This window comes from Niveispirillum sp. FG148, assembly GCF_057809655.1.
The window spans coordinates 13488-31429 of record NZ_JBMDKJ010000048.1 but is presented as its reverse complement, the minus strand read 5'-3'; the positions used below and the strand labels follow the sequence as shown (position 1 = coordinate 31429).

Sequence of the window (17942 nt, the reverse complement as noted above, 5' to 3'; positions counted from 1 at the left end):
GCTCGTCAGGCTCATAACCTGAAGGCCGCAGGTTCAAATCCTGCCCCCGCATCCATGGCTAAGCCGTTGATCCCGAACAAGGATCAACGGCTTTTGTCGTTTCAGGGCCACCCTACCACGCACCCCGCAGGTAACATATAGGTAACAGCGGAGAGTGAAAATGAGCGTAGGTGACGCCCTTGCCGCTCACTTGGTGAGGCTCCAGAAGCTGGCCTTGCGGCCATGGGCTTATGGTCTGGCAGCATCGGCGGCATGATTGGGCGCGGCTGGCCAATTGGTGGTCTACAGGGGCCAACCGTCCCATACGTCGGGAACCATTAACAGCGGATTGCCAGCATGGAGCAGGTTACCGGCGGTCCCGCCGCCACTGCGATGGCGTCACCCCGGTAGCCTTGTGAAAGCTGTCCGTGAAGTGGCTGGGCGTGGCGAAGCCCAGTGCCATGGCGATATCGGTGATGGATTTACCAGGATCGAGCAGCATCGCCTTTGCCCGATGGATCCGACGCTGTGCCACATAACGTAAAGGCGATGCATCCAGGCTAGTTCGGAACGCCCGACCGAATTGGTTCGGGCTCAAGTCGACCTCAGCGGCCAGACGCTCCAACGTCAGCTCTTCGTGCAGATGCGCCTCAATATAGGAAAGCACCCGACGCTGCCGTGAAATGCCAAGCCCGCCGCTGATGGTGGGCCGCGACGGTTTGCCGCCGAATGTTTCGCACAGGCGGCTCGCCAATAGGGCGCAGGCAAAGGTCAGAGACGCGCCTTGCTCCGATTGCCCCAGTGCTTCCTTGAGAATATCCAGAATGTTGGCGATGCCCATATCCCTTATATCAAGGAGGGCCTGCATGCCGGCCAACTTGTCGGGGCCGTCGAGTGCGACCGATCTGGTGACGAAATCCACGCCCATGGCCACAAGAAAAACTTGCTGTCGGCCCGGCCAGGCGACATTGAAAATGCAATCCGGTGGCGAAAGATGGATTTGTCCTCGTTGGGCGTGATGGCGGGTGGGATAACGGTGATCCAAGGGTTGCCAATGCAAGGTAAACGGCTCCCCCTCGTGCTGCACCAGAGTGAGGTGGGGTGAGCCGAGCCTTGCGCCGGGGCACTCGTCAAGGAGATATCGCCCAAAGGCGAAGCCATCGCGTCGGATGCAGCGCAGGGAGATGATGCCTGTTGGTAATGTGTCAGTCAGGAAATCAATGAAGCTGTAATTATTCATGAGAACCCTCTTGTACTGACAAGCGGTCATCTGTGTCTGAGTTTCCGTTGATGTATTTTGTATTAAATTCAGAAATGATATGCGGTGCGGAGAGTGCAATACGGCCAGAATGCGTATGATATGGGGAGCCATGAACTATTTAGGGGTATTTTATTTTAGATCTAATTTAAATTTAAAATCTCCACATTTGGGCTGAATAATTTGGCGCTGCCTCGACAGCTATGGTGTTCGCCCGAAAGTTCCCTGGGTATCATCTATCGATAATAATTGATGCCGCCAGCGTTCCGGATGGTGGCGATTTGTCGGTCGCCGTATCCATGTCCGGCGTGACCTGATGGGAGGTGGCATACCCATGCAGAACAAGAGCCTTATCGACGCCGTTTTGTCCGTGCCAGACTGGCAAGATGCGGGCGGCTATTCCCCTTTGCGGAACCTGGATCGGACCGGCTGGGCTTGGCAGCGGCTGCGGCGGAATACCGATTTCAGGGCAGCCCTGAAATCCAGCACTCTTCTAACCTGCGTTGATCGGGTGGTGATGCAACTGCATTCTGATGCACCCGAATGCCTCTGGGGGGTGATGTTTCGCCGACGTAACGGGTGATCCAAAGGTCTATTGGCACCCCGACGCCTGTTCGTCGGTGATCAACGTTGTCGCCGAACCACCGGATAGGACCACAAGACGGGACGACCTGTTCGATCTGGCCGCCGTCAGGGATATCGCAACCATCGTCAGGCCACCCCAGGGTGGGGAGCATCTGCTGCTGACCGATGGCAGCCGGCATCTGCAGCTTCAGGTGACTGAAGGCAGCGTGCTAGAGGGGCCGGTCCAGTTCCGCTGCACGCTTAACGGGATGCGTGATATGGAGCAGAAGGTTCTTGCCCTGAGGCGGTTATGTTTGTGCCACCGGCTGGGTCGGCTACCGCGTAGCCTGTATCCGCCGGAGCCGCAGGCCGGACGCTGGATCGATAAGCTGCGGACGGTCGATGCCGTCGCTGCCGGGGCAAGTCACCGGGAAATTGCCGCTGTCCTGTTCGGGGAAAAGCGTACCGCCGCGGAATGGTCGCGGGCGTCGGATCACCTGCGTCTGCGGGTTCAGCGGCTGGTACGGGACGGGACGCGGCTTGTGCAGGACGGGTACAGGGAACTGTTGGTGTGATCGGCTTCGGGCGAGAGGCGGAGGCCGATGGGTGTAGCGACGGGAGCCAGGGTAGGAGAGTACCCGACCTTCGGTTTGGAACCCCTGACGAGAGGGGGGCTTTGCCATGAAGCTGATCAAGACTGCGTTGCCGGTGCTAAACGGCTGATGATCCCGGCATCAGGAAATGCCCCGTCGTCCGTGCCCGCACATCCTCAACCGTAACCCCTGTCGCCAGTTCGAGCAGGTGGAAGGGCGAGCGGTGGTCGGGCCGCTGGAAGACGGCAAGGTCGGTGACGATCATGTCGACCACATTCCGGCCGGTCAGCGGCAGGGTGCAGGCGGGGATGAATTTCGCGCCGCCGTCCTTGGCATTATGCTCCATGATGACGATGATCCTCTTGACGCCAGCGACTAGGTCCATGGCGCCGCCCATACCCTTGACCATCCTGCCAGGAATCATCCAATTGGCGATGTCGCCATTCTCCGCCACTTCCATCGCGCCCAGCACGGCGACATCGATATGACCGCCGCGGATCATGGCGAAGCTCTGCGCGCTGTCGAAATAGGCTGAGTGGGGCAGCTCGCTGATCGTCTGCTTGCCGGCATTGATCAGGTCGGGGTCGATGTCATCGGCATAGGGGAAGGGCCCGATGCCCAGCATGCCGTTCTCCGACTGCAAGGTGACCGTGATGTCGCGGGGCACATGGTTGGCCACCAGCGTGGGAATGCCGATGCCGAGATTGACATAGAAGCCATCCTGCAATTCCCGCGCGGCGCGGGCGGCCATTTCATCTCTGGTCCAGGGCATCAGGCGGCCTCCCTCTCACGCACGGTGCGGAACTCGATCTTCTTGTCGTAGGGCGCGCCGACGACCATGCGCTGGACATAGACGCCGGGCAGGTGGATGGCGTCGGGGTCGAGCGATCCCGCCGGCACCACCTCCTCCACCTCGATCACGCAGACCTTGCCGCAGGTAGCGGCAGGGACATTGAAGTTGCGGGCGGTCTTGCGGAAGATCGCATTGCCCGTCATGTCCGCCTTCCAGGCCTTCACCAGGCTGATATCGGCGAAGATGCCCTGCTCCAGGATATATTCCTGGCCGGCGAAGGCCTTCACCTCCTTGCCCTCGGCGACCAGGGTGCCGACGCCGGTCTTCGTGTAGAAGCCGGGAATGCCGGCACCGCCGGCCCGCATCCGCTCCGCCAGCGTTCCCTGGGGACAGAATTCGACCTCAAGCTCGCCCGACAGATATTGCCGCTCGAACTCCTTGTTCTCGCCGACATAGGAGGCGATCATCTTCCGCACCTGCCGGCTGCGCAACAGCTTGCCGATGCCCTCATTGTCGATGCCGGCATTGTTGCTGGCGAAGGTGAGGCCGGTGGCGCCACTGTCGCGCACGGCATCGAGCAGGCGCTCGGGGATGCCGCAAAGGCCGAAGCCGCCGCAGGCAATCAGCAGACCGTCGCGCAGAAGCCCGTCAAGGGCCGCCGCGGCGGTCGGGTAAAGCTTGTTCATGTCACCGTCCAATCATTCATGTCCAACCGATGCCTCGTCAGGGAATCCTGTGCACCCAGCCTCGCTTGTCCAGGAGGGTGCCGCGCTGGATGCCGGTGAGTTGCCGGCGCAGTTCCCGCGTCACCGGATAAGAGCCGTTGGTACCAATGGTGAAGTTGCCGGCTTCGCTGCGGACCTGGCCGATGGGCGTGACGACAGCCGCGGTTCCGCAAGCGAAAGCTTCCCGCAGCCGCCCGCTGGCTGCATCGCGTTGCCACTGCTGGAAATCATACTGTTCCTCCCGGACCGTGATCCCCTGGTCGCGTGCCAGTGTGATGATCGAATCCCGGGTGATGCCCGGCAGGATGGTGCCAAGCGGTGGCGTCAGCAGGGAGCCGTCATCGAACACGAAGAAGATGTTCATGCCGCCCAGTTCCTCGACATGGCGCCGCTCGGCCGCATCCAGGAAGACCACCTGGTCGCAGCCATGGGCGCTGGCCTGTGCCTGGGCCAGCAGGCTTGCCGCATAATTGCCGCCGCACTTGGCGGCGCCGGTCCCGCCGGGGGCGGCGCGCGAGAAGTCCGTGGAGACCCAGACGGTCACCGCTTCCTTCCCGGCCTTGAAATAGGGGCCGACGGCCGACGCGATGACCAGGAACAGGTATTCGGAAGAAGGCTTCACGCCCAGGAACGTCTCGCTGGCGAACATGAACGGTCGCAGATAGAGGCTGCCTTCACCGCCGGGAATCCAGTCCCGGTCGATCTTCACCAGTTGCTCGATCGCCTCAATGAACAGGCTTTCCGGCAACAGGGGCATCGCCATGCGCGCGGCGGAGCGGTTGAATCGCGCCGCGTTCGCCTCCGGCCGGAAAAGGGTGATCCCGTCACCGTCGGTCCTGTATGCCTTCAACCCTTCGAAGATTTCCTGTGCATAGTGCAGTACGGAACAGGCGGGATCGAGGGTGAGAGGCGTGCGGGCCTTCACCTCCGCATTGTGCCAACCGGGACCTTCCACATAGCGGATCATCGCCATATGGTCGGTGAAAACCCGCCCGAAGCCGGGATTTTCCAGCAGGGCCGTGCGTTTGGCCGCGGCGATTGGGCTGCTGCTGGGCAGGATATCGAATTTGAGGGGGGCTTTGCTGTTCACGCCATCGCATCCCGGCGGAGCGCCTTTCCGTTCTCGATGGCGATGCCATAGACATCCAGTGCGCGTTCGGTGGTCAGCAGTCCTTCCCGGACCATCAGGGCCACGGCGTCCGGATCGCGTTCCCGGGGTGGGCCGTAGCCGCCGCCGCCCGTGCCGACCGACACGATGATTTCCCCCGGCTCCAGCCGGACCATGGCGCAGGGGGCGAGCTGTTCCTCCGTGCCGTCGCGCCGGCGCAACCGTTGGTCGGCACGGCCGCCGGGCAGCCCGCCGCGCGCACCCAGCGGCGGGTTGTGGTGGCCGTCGGCGACATAGCCGATCTCCATGGCGGCACGGGTCGGGCCATATTCGACCAGGATGGCCTGCGCGCCGACATGGCGCCCGGCCCCTTCCGTATCGGGGATCAGTTCACGCCGCTCCACCACGATCGGGTGATAAAGCTCGTCCAGTTCGACCCCGTCGACGCAGGAGAGGCCGGCATTGCCGACATGCGCGGTGGTCAGCCAGGCATCGCCCCTGGGCCCCGCGGCCCCGCCGGTCATGCCCAGGAACAGCTGGTTGACATAATCCAGGCCCGTGCGCGGGTCGCGGCCCGAGACCACGCCCGTGGAGGGCGCGATGACGGCCCCCACCTCGGCCAGGCCGGCACCCTCCACCAGTTCCGCGAAAGCATGCTGGGTGGCGTTGGCGACGCGGTCGGCGATGTTGGTGGTGGCGGCGGAACAGCTTGTCGGGTGGCGCGGGATGCCCACGATGCAGTTTTCCCGCAGCCGGACATCGATGCGCCGGAAGGCGCCGGCATTCTTGGGCACCTGGTGGTCGACGGAATTGAAGACGCCGATCAGGGCCGCCGTCCGCGCGCAGGCCTCGGAAAGGTTGAGCCCGCAGGGCATGCAATCCGGGTTGTCGGTCAGATCGACGGTGATGCGGGCAGCGGCGGGATCGACGGTGATCATGGACCGGATCGTCACGCCCTCGGCCGGTGTGCCGGGGAACGGGTCGTGGGTCGATTGGGCACTGACATGGCCGGCCGGCAATGCCCGGATGGCGGCGACCATGCGGCTTTCCGAATAGTCGAACCAGGCTGCCGCGAAGGCCGCCAGCTCGTCCCAGCCCATGGACGCACCCAGCGCCAGCAGTTCCCGCTCGCCGATGCGAGCGGCACCCAGGGCCGCAAGATAGTCGCCGCGCCATTGCTGGGGCACGCGGATGCGCATCTCGCACATGCGCAGCACATCGGCGATGTCGGCATAGTCGCGCTGGATGGAAACGCAGGGGAAGATCAGCGCCCCTTCATGATAGACGTCCCGCGCATCGCCCATATAGGTCGTGGGCACCGAATTGCCGATATCGGCCTGGTGGGCCTTGGCAACGACGGTGAAGCGATGGACGCCGTCATCATCGATCACGGGAACCAGGATGGTCTGGTCGGCCGCGTGGGAACAGCCGTGATAGGGCGAGTTGTGGATGAAGGCATCGCCCCGGCGCAGGATCGGGTGGAAGGCGGTCATCGACCGGGCCATCAGGTCAGGGCCGGACAGGACATGGATGGGCAGGCTGTCGGCCGTGGTCAGCAGGTCGCCCGACGCCGTGACGATGCAACAGGAAAAGTCCTTGGCGCGGTTGAGCACACCCGACCGGCCCGTGCGCAGCAGGGTGTTCGACATCTTGCGGGCGATGCCGGAGAGGCGGTTGGCGAGGATGGCCAGGCGGGCGCCATCGAAGCGGATCGTGTCGGTCATGGATGGATCACCAGGCTGCCGGAAGGTTGACGGACATAGCGGGCGGCGGGGTCGATAACGACCGTCGTGAAGGGGGATTCCAGGATCGCAGGCCCCTGGTACTCCCTTCCCTCCGGCAGGGCGTCGAGCCGCCGGACGGGTGTGGCGACCGGGCCATGGCCGGGGAAGGTGACGCGGCGGCTGCCCCGTTCGACTTGCCCGCCGACGGGTGGCAACCGGAAGGCGTTGCGCGCGGTCAGCCGGCAGCTTATGTCGGCCCTGAGCGCCACGATCTCTACATGCGACGATGGATCATCGACGGTGAACAGCGTCTTGTGCTGCGCGTCGAACAGGCGACGGAACCGGTCGATGCCGGCGCGGTCGTGGATGCCGTCAATATCGATGGGGATGTCGATCTCCCAGACCTGGTTCTCGTACCGTGCTTCGGCGACGGCGGATATCCGGGCTTCCACCGCCCCCGCCCCCGGACCATCGGCAAAGGCCTGGCATTGCCGGCGCAGGCGCGACAGGGCGGCATTGACGCCGCTCCAGTCATCGCCGCGCGTGCTGGCGAAGGCGACCTCCGCATATTGGGCGGTCAGGTCGGAGAGCAGGGCGCCGGCGGCACTCAGCGTGGCACCCGTTTCCGGCACCAGCAGCCTGTCCACGCCCAGCCGCCGGGCGATGTAGAGTGAGTTCAGGCCGGCGGCACCGCCGCCGCCGATCAGGACGGCATCGGCCGGGTCCACGCCCTGGGCCACCGTGATATCGACAATGGCCTGCACCATGTTTTCGGTGACCAACTCGATGATAGCGGCAGCAGCCTGTTCCACGTCGAAGCCGAGCGGTCCGGCCACGTCGCGGGTGATGGCGTCGCGTGCGGCGGTCAGATCAAGTTTGATGGAACCGCCCAGGAAGAAGTCCGGATCGATGAAGCCCAGAACCAGGGCGGCATCGGAGACCGTGGCCTTGGTCCCGCCCCGCCCATAGCAGGCGGGACCCGGCTGAGCGCCCGCACTTTGCGGGCCAACATGCAGCATGCCGCCCGCGTCGACCCAGGCGATCGATCCGCCGCCGGCCCCCACGCTTTTCATGTCCACGGCGGGAAAGCCGACCAGATGCCCGTTCATGGGCTTGCCGATCCACATCTCCCGCGTCACCGGGATCTCGCCCTGGCGGATCAGCCCGACATCATAGGTGGTGCCGCCGGTATCGGCGACGATGGCCGTGGCCGCACCTTCGGCCAGGGCATAATGGCGCCCCGCCACCGGCGCCACGGACGGGCCGGAATTGATCACCTGGACGGGCGTGCGGGCGACCTCGTCAGCATCCAGCATCCCGCCGCGCGAGGTCAGGACCAGCACGCGCCCCTGGAAGCCCGCATCGGCCAGCCGACCCTTCAGGCCTGCAATGTAACGGGTCATCAGCGGCTTCAGGCTGGCATCGATGGCGGCGGAGCAGGCGCGGCGATATTCGCGCGGCGTTGGGTTCAGCTGATGCGACAGCGTCACCTGGATGTCGGGCGCATGTTCGGCCAAAAGCGCGCCGACGCGCAGCTCATGCGCCGGATTGACGATCGACCAAAGCAGGCAGACGGCCACTGCCTGCACGCCTTCTTCCTTCAGCCGCCCGATGGCGGCCAGCACCGCCTCCTCATCAAGCGGCCGATGGACCGAGCCATCATGGAGCAGGCGTTCGGGAATGGCGAAGGTCAGGGCGCGGGGGATATAGGGCCTGGGATAGGGATCATCATGGTTGAAGGGTTCGGCGCGGCCACCTTCGCGCAGGGTCAGGATGTCCCGATGGCCTTGCGTGACGAACAGTGCCGTCTTCGCCGTGTTGCCGGTGATGATGGCGTTGATGGCGTGGGTCGTGCCATGGATGAACATGTCGGCGCGGCCCAGGAATTGGGCCAGGCTTTCGCCCTGCGCGTCGGCCGCCAGGGCCAGCGCATCCAGCACGCCCCGGACGGGGTCGCTGGGCACGGTGGAGGCCTTGAACAGCGCGATCAGCCCATCATCATGTTCGACCACAAGGTCGGTGAAGGTGCCGCCCGTATCGGTTGCAAGCCGCATTTGGTTTCCTCGAAATGAAAATGCCGGGAGATGCCGTGGGGGTGCGCGTCAGCAGGCGACCGTGTCGCCGCCCTTCAGGTCCAGCATCTGCCGCGCTTCGTCGGGGGTGGCGATGGCCAGGCCCAGTTCCTCGATGATGCGGCGGACCTTGTGGACCTGTTCGGCGCTGTTGCGGGCCAATTGGCCGCGGCCGATATAGAGGCTGTCCTCCAGCCCCACCCGCACATTGCCGCCCAGCAGGGCGGACTGGGTGAGGAAAGGCATCTGCGCCCGGCCCGTGGCGATACAGGAAAGGTAGTAATCGTCCCCGAACAGCTTGTCGGCGATGCGCACCATATGCTGCAGGTTTTCCAGGTCGGCGCCGATGCCGCCACGGATGCCCAGGATGCATTGGACGAGGAAGGGCGGCTTCACACGGCCCTTCTCGACGAAATAGGCCAGGTTGTAGAGATGGCCCACGTCGTAGCACTCGAACTCGAACTTCGTGCCGTTCGCGTCGCCCAGCTCCGTAATGACCTTGTCGATCATCTGGAAGGTGTTGGGATAGATCAGGTCGTAGGTCTGGGCCAGGTATTGCGGCTCCCAGTCATGCTTCCATTCCTGCCGGCGGCCGGCCAGTTCCCAGGCGCCGAAATTCATCGAGCCCATGTTGAGGCTGGCCACTTCGGCACGGATGCGTTTGGCGGGCGCCATGCGCTGTTCCAGCGTCATGCCCAGCCCGCCGCCCGTCGTGATGTTGAGGACGGCACCCGTCGCCTGCTTGATGCGCGGCAGGAAATCCATGAACAGGTCGGGGTCCTGGCTGGGACGGCCCGTGTTTGGATCGCGGGCATGCAGATGCAGGATGGCGGCGCCGGCCTCCGCCGCCCCGATCGACTGCTCGGTGATTTCGTCGGCGGTAACCGGCAGATAGGGCGACATGCTCGGCGTATGGATGGAACCGGTGATGGCGCAGGTGATGATGACTTTGTCCGATTTCCGCATTTCATCCTCGTGGAAGGCTTGTGATTTTCCGTAGGTCAGGTCGAGCGTCGCCAAGCCCCGGCGCGCGATGGCGACAGGATGCGTCGGGGCTCAATGCCGGCTCGGGCCTGACCTACGCGGCGGGCAGGGTTTCCTGCGCGCCGAACAGGTATCCGATCAGGTCCGGGGAAAAGGCGCGGCAGTATCCGCTGTCGATATACTGGCGGATGCGGAAGACCTTGCCGTGGCGCAGCACGCAGATCTTGAGCGTTCGCATGGAGAATTCCTGATCGGGACGGACGATGGAACGGCCGCTGATCGTATCCTCGACACAGACGCGGTTTTCCTCGGCCGTGATCTTGCGGATTTCCCGTTTCAACCCGCCGGGGAAGGCCTTGCGCGTGCGCTCGCACAGGCCCGTCAGGCTCTGCTTGTCCTGTAGCATCCGGCCCAGCACGGGCATGGTTTCCAAGTCGATTTCGTTGGAGAACAGCACATGGTCGGCCAGCAGGTCGTACATGGCCGGGCTGCCCCATTGCTCGACCAGCGTCCGGGCGGCCCGCTTGTTCTCTTCCACTTCCGCCGGGGCAACCTTGATCCGGTCCTGGCCGATATCGGCCCAGGGGGTCTTGAGCAGCCAGCTGGCGCCCCAGGAATAGCGTTCGGCGGCAAGGCTGTCGTCGGCGCCGGCCGTGGCGCCTTCCTTGATCCGTGCGCCGAACGCCTCATGCATCTGCCCGGCGAAATCGGCCATATAGGCGGAGTCGATATATTCGCGCAGGTTGACGACCCATTCCTTGTCGAATTCAAAGACCTTGACGCAATGGAAATTATGCTCCCGGTCCTGGCGGAACAGCGTGCGACCGCCATGCACGAAATATTCCGCCACGACCCGGTTGCCTTCGGCCGTGATGCTCTTGACCGCCCGGCAATTGCCGTCGGGATAGATCATCACGATGCCTTTCTCGGCACGCCGCTGCAGGGTGCGCAGGTCGGCGGTCTGGTGCGGGGCGGTCCCGTCCTTGCTGGCCTTGGCCGCCGCCTTGCCATGCAGGGGCGAGATCGAATAGTCGATCATGTGGCCTTCGAAGTGGGACACCTCGCCGTAATACGGGTAGGCCGCTTCGCAGAACAGGTCTTCCAGCATCAGCTTGACGATGCGCTTGTTCAGTTCGGCACTCATCATTCGGCTCCGCTTTGAATGGAGGACAGGTCGGAGGCGCCGGACAGGCGGGCATAGCTCCGGCCGGCGCGCGCCAGGGTGATTGCCGACAGGGGCAGGAACACCAGGACGACGATGAACAGGGAGATGTAGATCTTGGCCGGATCGCGCACGATATAGTCGGTGATGCTGGCCACCGTCAGGGGGCCGACGACATTGCCGATCAGGGCCACGATCAGCAGATAGACGGCGATCACCTGGCCCCGCACCTCGTTCGCGCACACGCCCTGCAGGAACACGGGCCCCAATGCCGCCGGCATGGTCACGCAGATCAGGCCGACGAACAGCAGCGGCAGCACCAGGAAGGGCGAGGTCATGAAGGGGGCGGCCAGCAGGGGCGGCATGGCGGCGATGACCGACCAGAAGGCGACCTTCAGGGCGGCATCGCGCCGGCCGGCCTTCAGTAGGCGGGAGGTCACGCTGCCGGCGATGAAGATGCCGGTGATGCTGGCCGACAGCAGGCAGGCGCCATAGCTGACCCCGACCGTCACCCGCTCCCAGCCCAGGGTACGGATAAGGAAACTGGGAACCCACAGGTTCATCGCCATGAGGACCAGTGCCGAGGTCCCGACGCCGAAGAAATGATAGAGCAGGACCGAGCGGCGCGACCAGATATAGGTACTGGTGTCCCGCGTCGTCAGCTTGCGGGTGGCCAGGCGCTCCTGCCGCACCGGCTCCCGCACGGTCAGGAAGACCAGCGAATAGACGATGCCCAGCAGGCCCAGGGCCAGGAACACCACCTGCCAGTTCCGGACCGACCCGAGCACGGGCAGGTCGATCGCGCCCCTATCCCCCAGCAGGTGCAGGAGCCCGCCGCCGAAGACCAGGGCCAGGCCACCGCCCAGCGAGGCGCCCAGCGTCAGGGCGAGCAGGCCGCGGGCACGGCGTTCGGGGGCGAGATAATCGCTGATCAGCGAGAAGGCGGCCGGCGACATGCCAGCCTCGCCCACGCCCACACCGACCCTGGCCAGGAACAACTGGCTGAAATTGCCGGCCAGGCCGCAGAGGCTGGTGGCGATGCTCCAACCCAGGACGCTGAGCCCCGCGATGGCTCGGCGGCTCCAGCGGTCGACCAGCCAGCCCAGCGGCACACCCATGACGACGTAGAGCAGGGTGAAGGCCAGACCGTGCAGCAGGCTGATCTGGGTGTCGTTGATGGCAAGGTCGGCCTTGATCGGCTCCACCAGCATTGCCAGGATCAGCCGGTCGATGACGGACAGCGCCATGCCCACGGTCAGCACCACCACGACCCACCACGCGTAGGATTCCGACCGCCAAGTCCAGTCGCCCGCCGGTGCCGCGGCCCCGGCCTGCTGCTCTTGCTGAGCCATTTCTGTTTCCTTGAAAGAAAGGTTCGGGTGAACGCTCCGGCCTGTCAAAGACCCAGGATGCGCCTGGCGTTCCCGCCCAGGATCGCCGCCTTCTCAACGTCTGACAGGTCGGACTCCAGGATCTGTTCCAACGGGCGGCCGATCGGCCTGGTCATGACGGGCAGGGAATAGAAATTGGAACCGAAGACGAAACGGTCGGCACCCACTCTGCGCACCTGCGGCTTGCCCATGAAGTCGAAGCTGATCGACATGGACAGGTCGAAATAGAGATTGGGCCGGCGTTCGGCGATGTCGGGCAGCGACTTGACCTGGGCGATGTCGTGGAAGACATCCAGGATGATCATGGGCAGGTCCGGGAAGGACTTAGCCAGCAGGTCCACCTGCCAGATGGACTCCATCTCGTTGCCCAGCGAATGGATGAAGGGCACCATCCCCGCCTCGCCGATCTTCTCGATCAGCTTGAACATCAACGGGCTGTCGATGGGCACGCATTGCATGCCGTTATGGAAGCCGATGCCGATGAGGCCCAGTTCCTCCTTGCAGCGCCTGACCTCGGCATAGCCGGCGGGGCCGTAGATCGGCTCCACCAGCCCCACACCGTGCAGCCGGCCGGGGGCGCGGTCGCGATAGGCGGCGATCTGGTTGTTGACTGCGGCCGTGTCAGCCAGGCCGTTGGGCCGCAGATACATGTTCCCGGCGATGATGACCGCCGAACTCATGTTGCCCGATGCCATCACCGACATGCGCAGCTTGAACTCAGGCTCGTCCTCTTCCACGGCGGGAGCGGCGGTGCCGCCGAAATCCAGCGCGCCTTTCAATCCCAGCCCGCATTCCAGGTGCTGATGCACATCGATGACATCGAAGGCGATGGTCATTGTACCCGTCCTTGGCTTTGAAAAAAGAGGAGCCGCCCCGGGGGACGGCTCCAGGGAGGGAGACGTCAGAACTTCAGGCCCATCGAGACGACGACACGGCGCAAGCCCCCCGTCGCGGCGAGATGGCATCCCACGCAGCTGCCGTCGGCGGCCTGTGCTCCCAGCTGCTGCGGGAAGAATTCGGTGAAGTAGTGCTCGTTGAAGACGTTATCGACGCGCGCGGAAAGCTCCCACGCATCGGAGATCGTGCCTAACGAGACACGGGCATTGACCAGCCAATATCCGGGATTGCGGTTGGAGACCGGATCATAGGTCAACTGCCACGGGAAGCTGCCCTTGTAGGCCGCGTCGGCATGCAGTCCCAGTTCAAGCTCTTCCGACACCGGCACCGAATAGGTGGCGGCGACATTGGCGCTCCAGCGCGACGCGTTGGGGATTTGCCGGCCTTTCAGCGCGACACGATTGAAGGTGGCGTTCCTGGTCCATTCCGCATCCAGGTAGGAAAGCGAGGCCTCCAGGTTGAGATCTTCCACGGGCTGCCAGCGTGCTACGGCCTCTGCCCCCAGGCTGCGAGCGGGGCCGATATTGGTGATGCGCTTGCTGGCCACCGTGGCGCCGGGCGTGAAGATGATGCTTTCGCCCTGGCGGTCGCTGCTGTCGATATAGAAGGCGGAAAGCTCGTAATAGAAATCCCGGCCCAGGTCGCCCTTGACGCCCAGTTCGTAGGTCCAGTCGGTCTCAGGCTTGTACGGCACGGGCGGGCGTTCGGAGGCATCGACCTTGCCCGGCTCGTACCCTTGCGCGACCGTGGCGTATAGCAGCGTGTTGCCCTCGGTCGTGTAGGAGAGCGAGGCCTTGGGCAGCACCACGGTATCCGCCACGGTCAGGCGGCTGCCGGCGGTCACCGGGGCGCCCTTCACGACCAGGGAATGCTGTTTGTAGATGGTGCGCATCAGGCGGGCGCCGCCTGTCAGGGTGAAATCACCCATATAGAGGTTGGCGCTGCCGAAGCCGGCATAGTCGACATGCCGGCTCGACTGGTCGGTGTAGGGATTGATGAAGGCCGGCCCGGCGGTGATGGAAAGCGGCGAGACCTGATTGCCGACATTGCGGCGCAGCGAGGCATAGAGGCCGCCGATCCAGTCGAAGCGCTCCCCCTTCTCCGATGTCAGGCGCAGTTCCTGGGTAAGGACCTCACCCGGACGGCCATCGGCCTGGCCCTTCACGGCAGGGGTGGCCGTATAGTCGCCATCAACGATGTAGTCGGTCTTCTGGTGCGTATAGGAACTGAGCGAGGTCAGCTCCGCAGCGCCGAAATCATAGTTGACCTGGCCCACGAACCCGTAGGTCTCCGTCTTGTAGTTGGGCTTGAAAGACAACGACGTGTGGGTGTGGACCTCGTCGATGCTGTTCTGCCGGGAATAGCCGGCATAGGCCCCGTCGAAGTTCCGGTAGCGCGCGGTCAGCAGGGCCGAGAAATCCTCGCTGGGTTCGTACAGCACCTGGCCGCGCAGCCCGTATTCTCGCATCTCGCTGGTCGAGCTCTTCAGGTTGTCGTCCTTGTTGAAGCCCTCGTCATGCGTCCGGTAACCCGAAACGCGCATCGCCACGACGTCGCTGACGGGCGCATTCGCGTTGGCGTAGGCGCTCTGGTAGGAGTTGGAGAGGGAAAGATCGCCCTTGAACTCCATGGACGTGTCGAAGGTCGGGCGTTTGGAGATGTAGCGGACGGCACCGCCCAGGCTGCTGCCGCCGAACAGGGTGCCTTGCGGTCCCTTCAGGATTTCGACCCGCTCCAGGTCTTCCAGGCGCATGGTCTTGTCGGTGTAGTTCTGGACGTCATCGACATAGAAGCCCACACCCTCGACGAAGCCGTAGGAGCCCACGCCGCGCAGAACCACGTTGGGAACATGGTTCTGCCGTTCCGCCATCGATAGGCCGGGCGCCTGGCGGCCCAGGTCGTTGATGGTGGCGATGCCGCGTGTCTCCAGCCCCTCGCTGGAAATGGCGGAGATGGCGAGCGGCACACTGCGCAGCACTTCCGCACGTTTCTGTGCCGTCACCACGATCTCGCCCAGCAATTCCTGGCTGGCGCTTTCGGCCTGTGGCGTCGCGGATCCCGTCGACTGGGCCGACGCCGGCCATGGCGTCAGCATCGTTGCCGTCAGCAGGATGCCAGCCGGCCTGATCATATTCTTCTTCATCGTGCTGCCCTCTTTTGTCCCTGTTCGTTTTTGGTGCGCCTTGGCCGTGGTGATCCGGCAGGCGCTGCTTTAGAATTTGCCTGTGACCGAGATGCCGAAGGTGCGCGGCTGGTTGACCGCCGCGAGCCTTAGGGTCCTGAACGCTTGGCCTGTGCTGACGATGGCCCGCTTGTCGAAGGCATTGCGCAGAAAGAGGTTCACCTCGACCGTCTCCTTCTCCACGCCCAGGGTGAAATCCACACTGTCGTAGGAGGGCAGCATCACCCGCGGGATGGCGGCCGTCGTCTCGTAGAAACTGGCGCGCTTGCCGACGTGGCGAAAGGCGGCGCCGGCCCGCGCCCGCCAGTCGGCATCAAGGTCGAACCCGTATTCGGCACCCGCATGCCAGGCCCATTTGGGCGAGAAGGGCAGCGGCGAATGGGCCAGCGCATAGGTGCCGACCAATGTGAACGGATCGATGAGGTAGGCATCCGTATAGGCGAGGTTGGCGTCGATGCTGAGGCCTTCCACTGGCGTCAGCACGATGGCGCCCTCCAGCCCCTTGCTGCGGGCCTTGCCGGCATTGCTGAAATATTGGATGCCCGTCACGGGGTCGTTGCCCAGCAGCTGGATGTTCGACCAGTCGACATAGAAGGCCGACAGATCGAAGGTGAGCAGCCCGTCCAGCGTGGCGCCTTTGGCGCCAGCCTCGTAGCTGATGACGCTGTCCGATCCATAGGTCGCCTTGTCGCCCGATTGGCCAACATTGGGTCCGCCGGGGCGGAAGCCGCTGGCGATGCGCGAATAAAGCGTCAGGTCGCGCGACGGACGGTAGCGCGCGTTCAACGAGAAGGTCGTTTTGCCTTCCGAAGAGTCTCCCGGAATGGCGGAGATCGTCGTACCGCGCTGTACTGTCTGCACGGAATTCTGCTTGTTGTGGCTGTAGCGGGCACCGCCTTCGACATCGAACTCCGGTGTGAAGCGCAGGGTCACCGTGCCCGAACCTGCAATCTCCTTGTAGTCCGACGGCAGGTCGATCTTCGTGATGACGGGCTGGACAGGGATGGAAGCGCCCGTGGCGGGCAGCACCAGATCGATATTCTGGTGAAGCTCATTGTCCTCCGACGTGTAGAAGAGACCCGCCTGCCAGCCGATGAAGTCCGTTCCCGAGCTGGAACTGACCCGCAATTCCTGTGTCGCCTTCTCGTTGCGCGTCTGCGACCGATACAGTCCGCCGGTGCCGGCCGGCAGGGCCGGACCCAGCAGGTTGGACAGGTCGCTGGCGAAATTGAACTGGCGGGAAATATAGCTGCTGGCGGAGGTGACACTGAAATCGTCGAAATCGATCTTCGCCACGCCGGTCACGATGGTCGAGCGTGCATCGCTGCTCCCGCCGCCGGGAATGATGTTCTGCTCCAGGTCGCCCCCGACGGGCAGGCCGGTGGCGAGATTGATATAGATCGTGCCCGAGCCGTCCGTCTTCTGGCGTTGGTGGATGGCGGCGATAGTGACCTGCACATTCTCCGCCGGCTCCATGCCCAGGGCCAGGCGGCCGCCATACTGGTCGCCGCCATTGATGTTGGAGCGGCCCCGGCTGGGATCGTCGATATAGCCCGCATCCCACCGCCGGAAGCCGCTGGCGGTGATGGCCGCGTTATCGGCCAGTGGGGCGTTGATGCGGCCACGCAACGCATAGCCCCATTCGCCTTCCTCGACGCTGGTGGCGCTTGCCTCCACGCGGGCAGAATATTCATCATAGTCCGGGGCGCGGGTGATGTATTTCACTAGGCCGCCTAGGCTGGTAGCGCCATAGAGCGTGCCCTGCGGTCCCTTCAGGACTTCGATGCGGGCCAGGTCGCCGGGATCAAGGTCCGGCACGCCGATGCCATTGCCGAAATAGGTGCTGGCATTCAGCGGCGCATCGTCCAGATAGATCGCGGCCGTCGGGTTGCCGTTGCCGGCACCGGACAGGCCGCGGATGACAATGGAGGATTGCTTGCTGGTGACCGACTGGTCGCTGATCTGCAATCCGGGCACGCGCGCACTGATATCGGCCAGCTTGACCTCGCCCTGCCGGGTCAGCGTATCGGCCGTCACCGCCGAGATGGCGAAGGGAACATCCTGAAGACGCTCCAGCCGCTTCGTCGCGGTGACGACGATCTCCTCCAGCACGATGCTGCTGTCGGTCCCCGGCTGGCTCGCGATTGAACTGTTCTGGGCGGCCGCGGAGGCCGTGAACGCCAAGGCGGACGATCCCGCCAAGGCAAAAGCCAACAATTGCCTGTTCATGCCATTTACCCTTCTGGCCTTGGAATTGCGGGCGTCCGCCCGGCTCCCTGCTTTCTTCGATTGAGCGACCGGTCCGGCGGCCTGCCCGACAGCGCCCCATCTGCCTTCCCCGTCCGATCTCCCTGTTATGATCGTCGGAGAAAAGTGCTTTTTGTGAGGATTGATCGCTGTTAATATCGAGAATGTTCGATGATTTTGGGTCAGTCAAGTCCTAATTTGGGCGTCCGGCTTCACAACTTCGCAGATAAGTGCTTTAGTGCGCCGGCCATGAATGCAGGGGA

Annotated in this window: 14 protein-coding genes; 2 read left to right on the top strand and 12 right to left on the bottom strand. The window is 64.0% G+C overall.

What is annotated here, in order from left to right:
• Nucleotides 1–346 precede the first annotated feature (346 nt).
• Nucleotides 347–1219 (bottom strand): helix-turn-helix domain-containing protein, encoded by an 873-nt coding sequence (locus ACODTW_RS27190; protein ID WP_488949308.1) that lies wholly within the window; start codon nucleotides 1217–1219, stop codon nucleotides 347–349.
• Between the two features lie 352 nt (nucleotides 1220–1571).
• Here ACODTW_RS27190 and ACODTW_RS27185 point away from each other — a divergent pair, with 352 nt between their 5' ends.
• Nucleotides 1572–1820: a transcriptional regulator domain-containing protein gene (locus ACODTW_RS27185; protein WP_488949307.1), complete on the top strand. Its 249-nt coding sequence runs from the start codon at nucleotides 1572–1574 to the stop codon at nucleotides 1818–1820.
• 37 nt (nucleotides 1821–1857) lie between these two features.
• Nucleotides 1858–2376 carry a DUF2285 domain-containing protein gene (locus ACODTW_RS27180; protein WP_488949306.1) on the top strand — a complete coding sequence of 173 codons (519 nt, stop codon included), beginning with the start codon at nucleotides 1858–1860 and terminating at the stop codon, nucleotides 2374–2376.
• A gap of 136 nt (nucleotides 2377–2512) precedes the next feature.
• On the opposite strand, the gene ACODTW_RS27175 is transcribed toward ACODTW_RS27180, so the two are convergent.
• From ACODTW_RS27175 to ACODTW_RS27125, 11 genes are all read right to left on the bottom strand, one after another.
• Entirely contained in the window at nucleotides 2513–3166 is a 654-nt protein-coding gene (locus tag ACODTW_RS27175) for a 3-oxoacid CoA-transferase subunit B (RefSeq protein WP_488949305.1), read from the bottom strand.
• Nucleotides 3166–3873: a CoA transferase subunit A gene (locus ACODTW_RS27170; protein ID WP_488949304.1), complete on the bottom strand. Its 708-nt coding sequence runs from the start codon at nucleotides 3871–3873 to the stop codon at nucleotides 3166–3168. The genes ACODTW_RS27175 and ACODTW_RS27170 overlap by 1 nt, the downstream gene beginning before the upstream one ends.
• A gap of 37 nt (nucleotides 3874–3910) precedes the next feature.
• Nucleotides 3911–5002: a branched-chain amino acid aminotransferase gene (locus ACODTW_RS27165; protein WP_488949303.1), complete on the bottom strand. Its 1092-nt coding sequence runs from the start codon at nucleotides 5000–5002 to the stop codon at nucleotides 3911–3913.
• Complete coding sequence (locus ACODTW_RS27160; RefSeq protein WP_488949302.1) at nucleotides 4999–6744, bottom strand: hydantoinase B/oxoprolinase family protein; 1746 nt, start codon at nucleotides 6742–6744, stop codon at nucleotides 4999–5001. The genes ACODTW_RS27165 and ACODTW_RS27160 overlap by 4 nt, the downstream gene beginning before the upstream one ends.
• A complete protein-coding gene (locus tag ACODTW_RS27155; protein WP_488949301.1) occupies nucleotides 6741–8798 on the bottom strand; it encodes a hydantoinase/oxoprolinase family protein in 2058 nt (685 codons plus the stop codon). The genes ACODTW_RS27160 and ACODTW_RS27155 overlap by 4 nt, the downstream gene beginning before the upstream one ends.
• Nucleotides 8799–8846: 48 nt before the next feature.
• On the bottom strand, nucleotides 8847–9782 hold the full coding sequence (gene kce, locus ACODTW_RS27150) for a 3,5-dioxohexanoate:acetyl-CoA acetone transferase (protein WP_488949300.1): 936 nt from the start codon (nucleotides 9780–9782) through the stop codon (nucleotides 8847–8849).
• 112 nt (nucleotides 9783–9894) lie between these two features.
• Nucleotides 9895–10944, bottom strand: a complete 1050-nt coding sequence (locus ACODTW_RS27145; protein ID WP_488949298.1) for a hypothetical protein — start codon at nucleotides 10942–10944, stop codon at nucleotides 9895–9897.
• Entirely contained in the window at nucleotides 10944–12314 is a 1371-nt protein-coding gene (locus ACODTW_RS27140) for an MFS transporter (protein ID WP_488949297.1), read from the bottom strand. Before ACODTW_RS27140 ends, ACODTW_RS27145 begins: the two co-directional genes overlap by 1 nt.
• 44 nt (nucleotides 12315–12358) lie before the next feature.
• Nucleotides 12359–13189 carry an amidohydrolase family protein gene (locus ACODTW_RS27135; RefSeq protein ID WP_488949296.1) on the bottom strand — a complete coding sequence of 277 codons (831 nt, stop codon included), beginning with the start codon at nucleotides 13187–13189 and terminating at the stop codon, nucleotides 12359–12361.
• 65 nt (nucleotides 13190–13254) lie between these two features.
• Nucleotides 13255–15393, bottom strand: a complete 2139-nt coding sequence (locus ACODTW_RS27130; protein ID WP_488949295.1) for a TonB-dependent receptor — start codon at nucleotides 15391–15393, stop codon at nucleotides 13255–13257.
• Between the two features lie 69 nt (nucleotides 15394–15462).
• Nucleotides 15463–17661, bottom strand: coding sequence for a TonB-dependent receptor (locus ACODTW_RS27125; RefSeq protein WP_488949294.1), 2199 nt, complete (start codon nucleotides 17659–17661; stop codon nucleotides 15463–15465).
• Nucleotides 17662–17942: the final 281 nt, after the last annotated feature.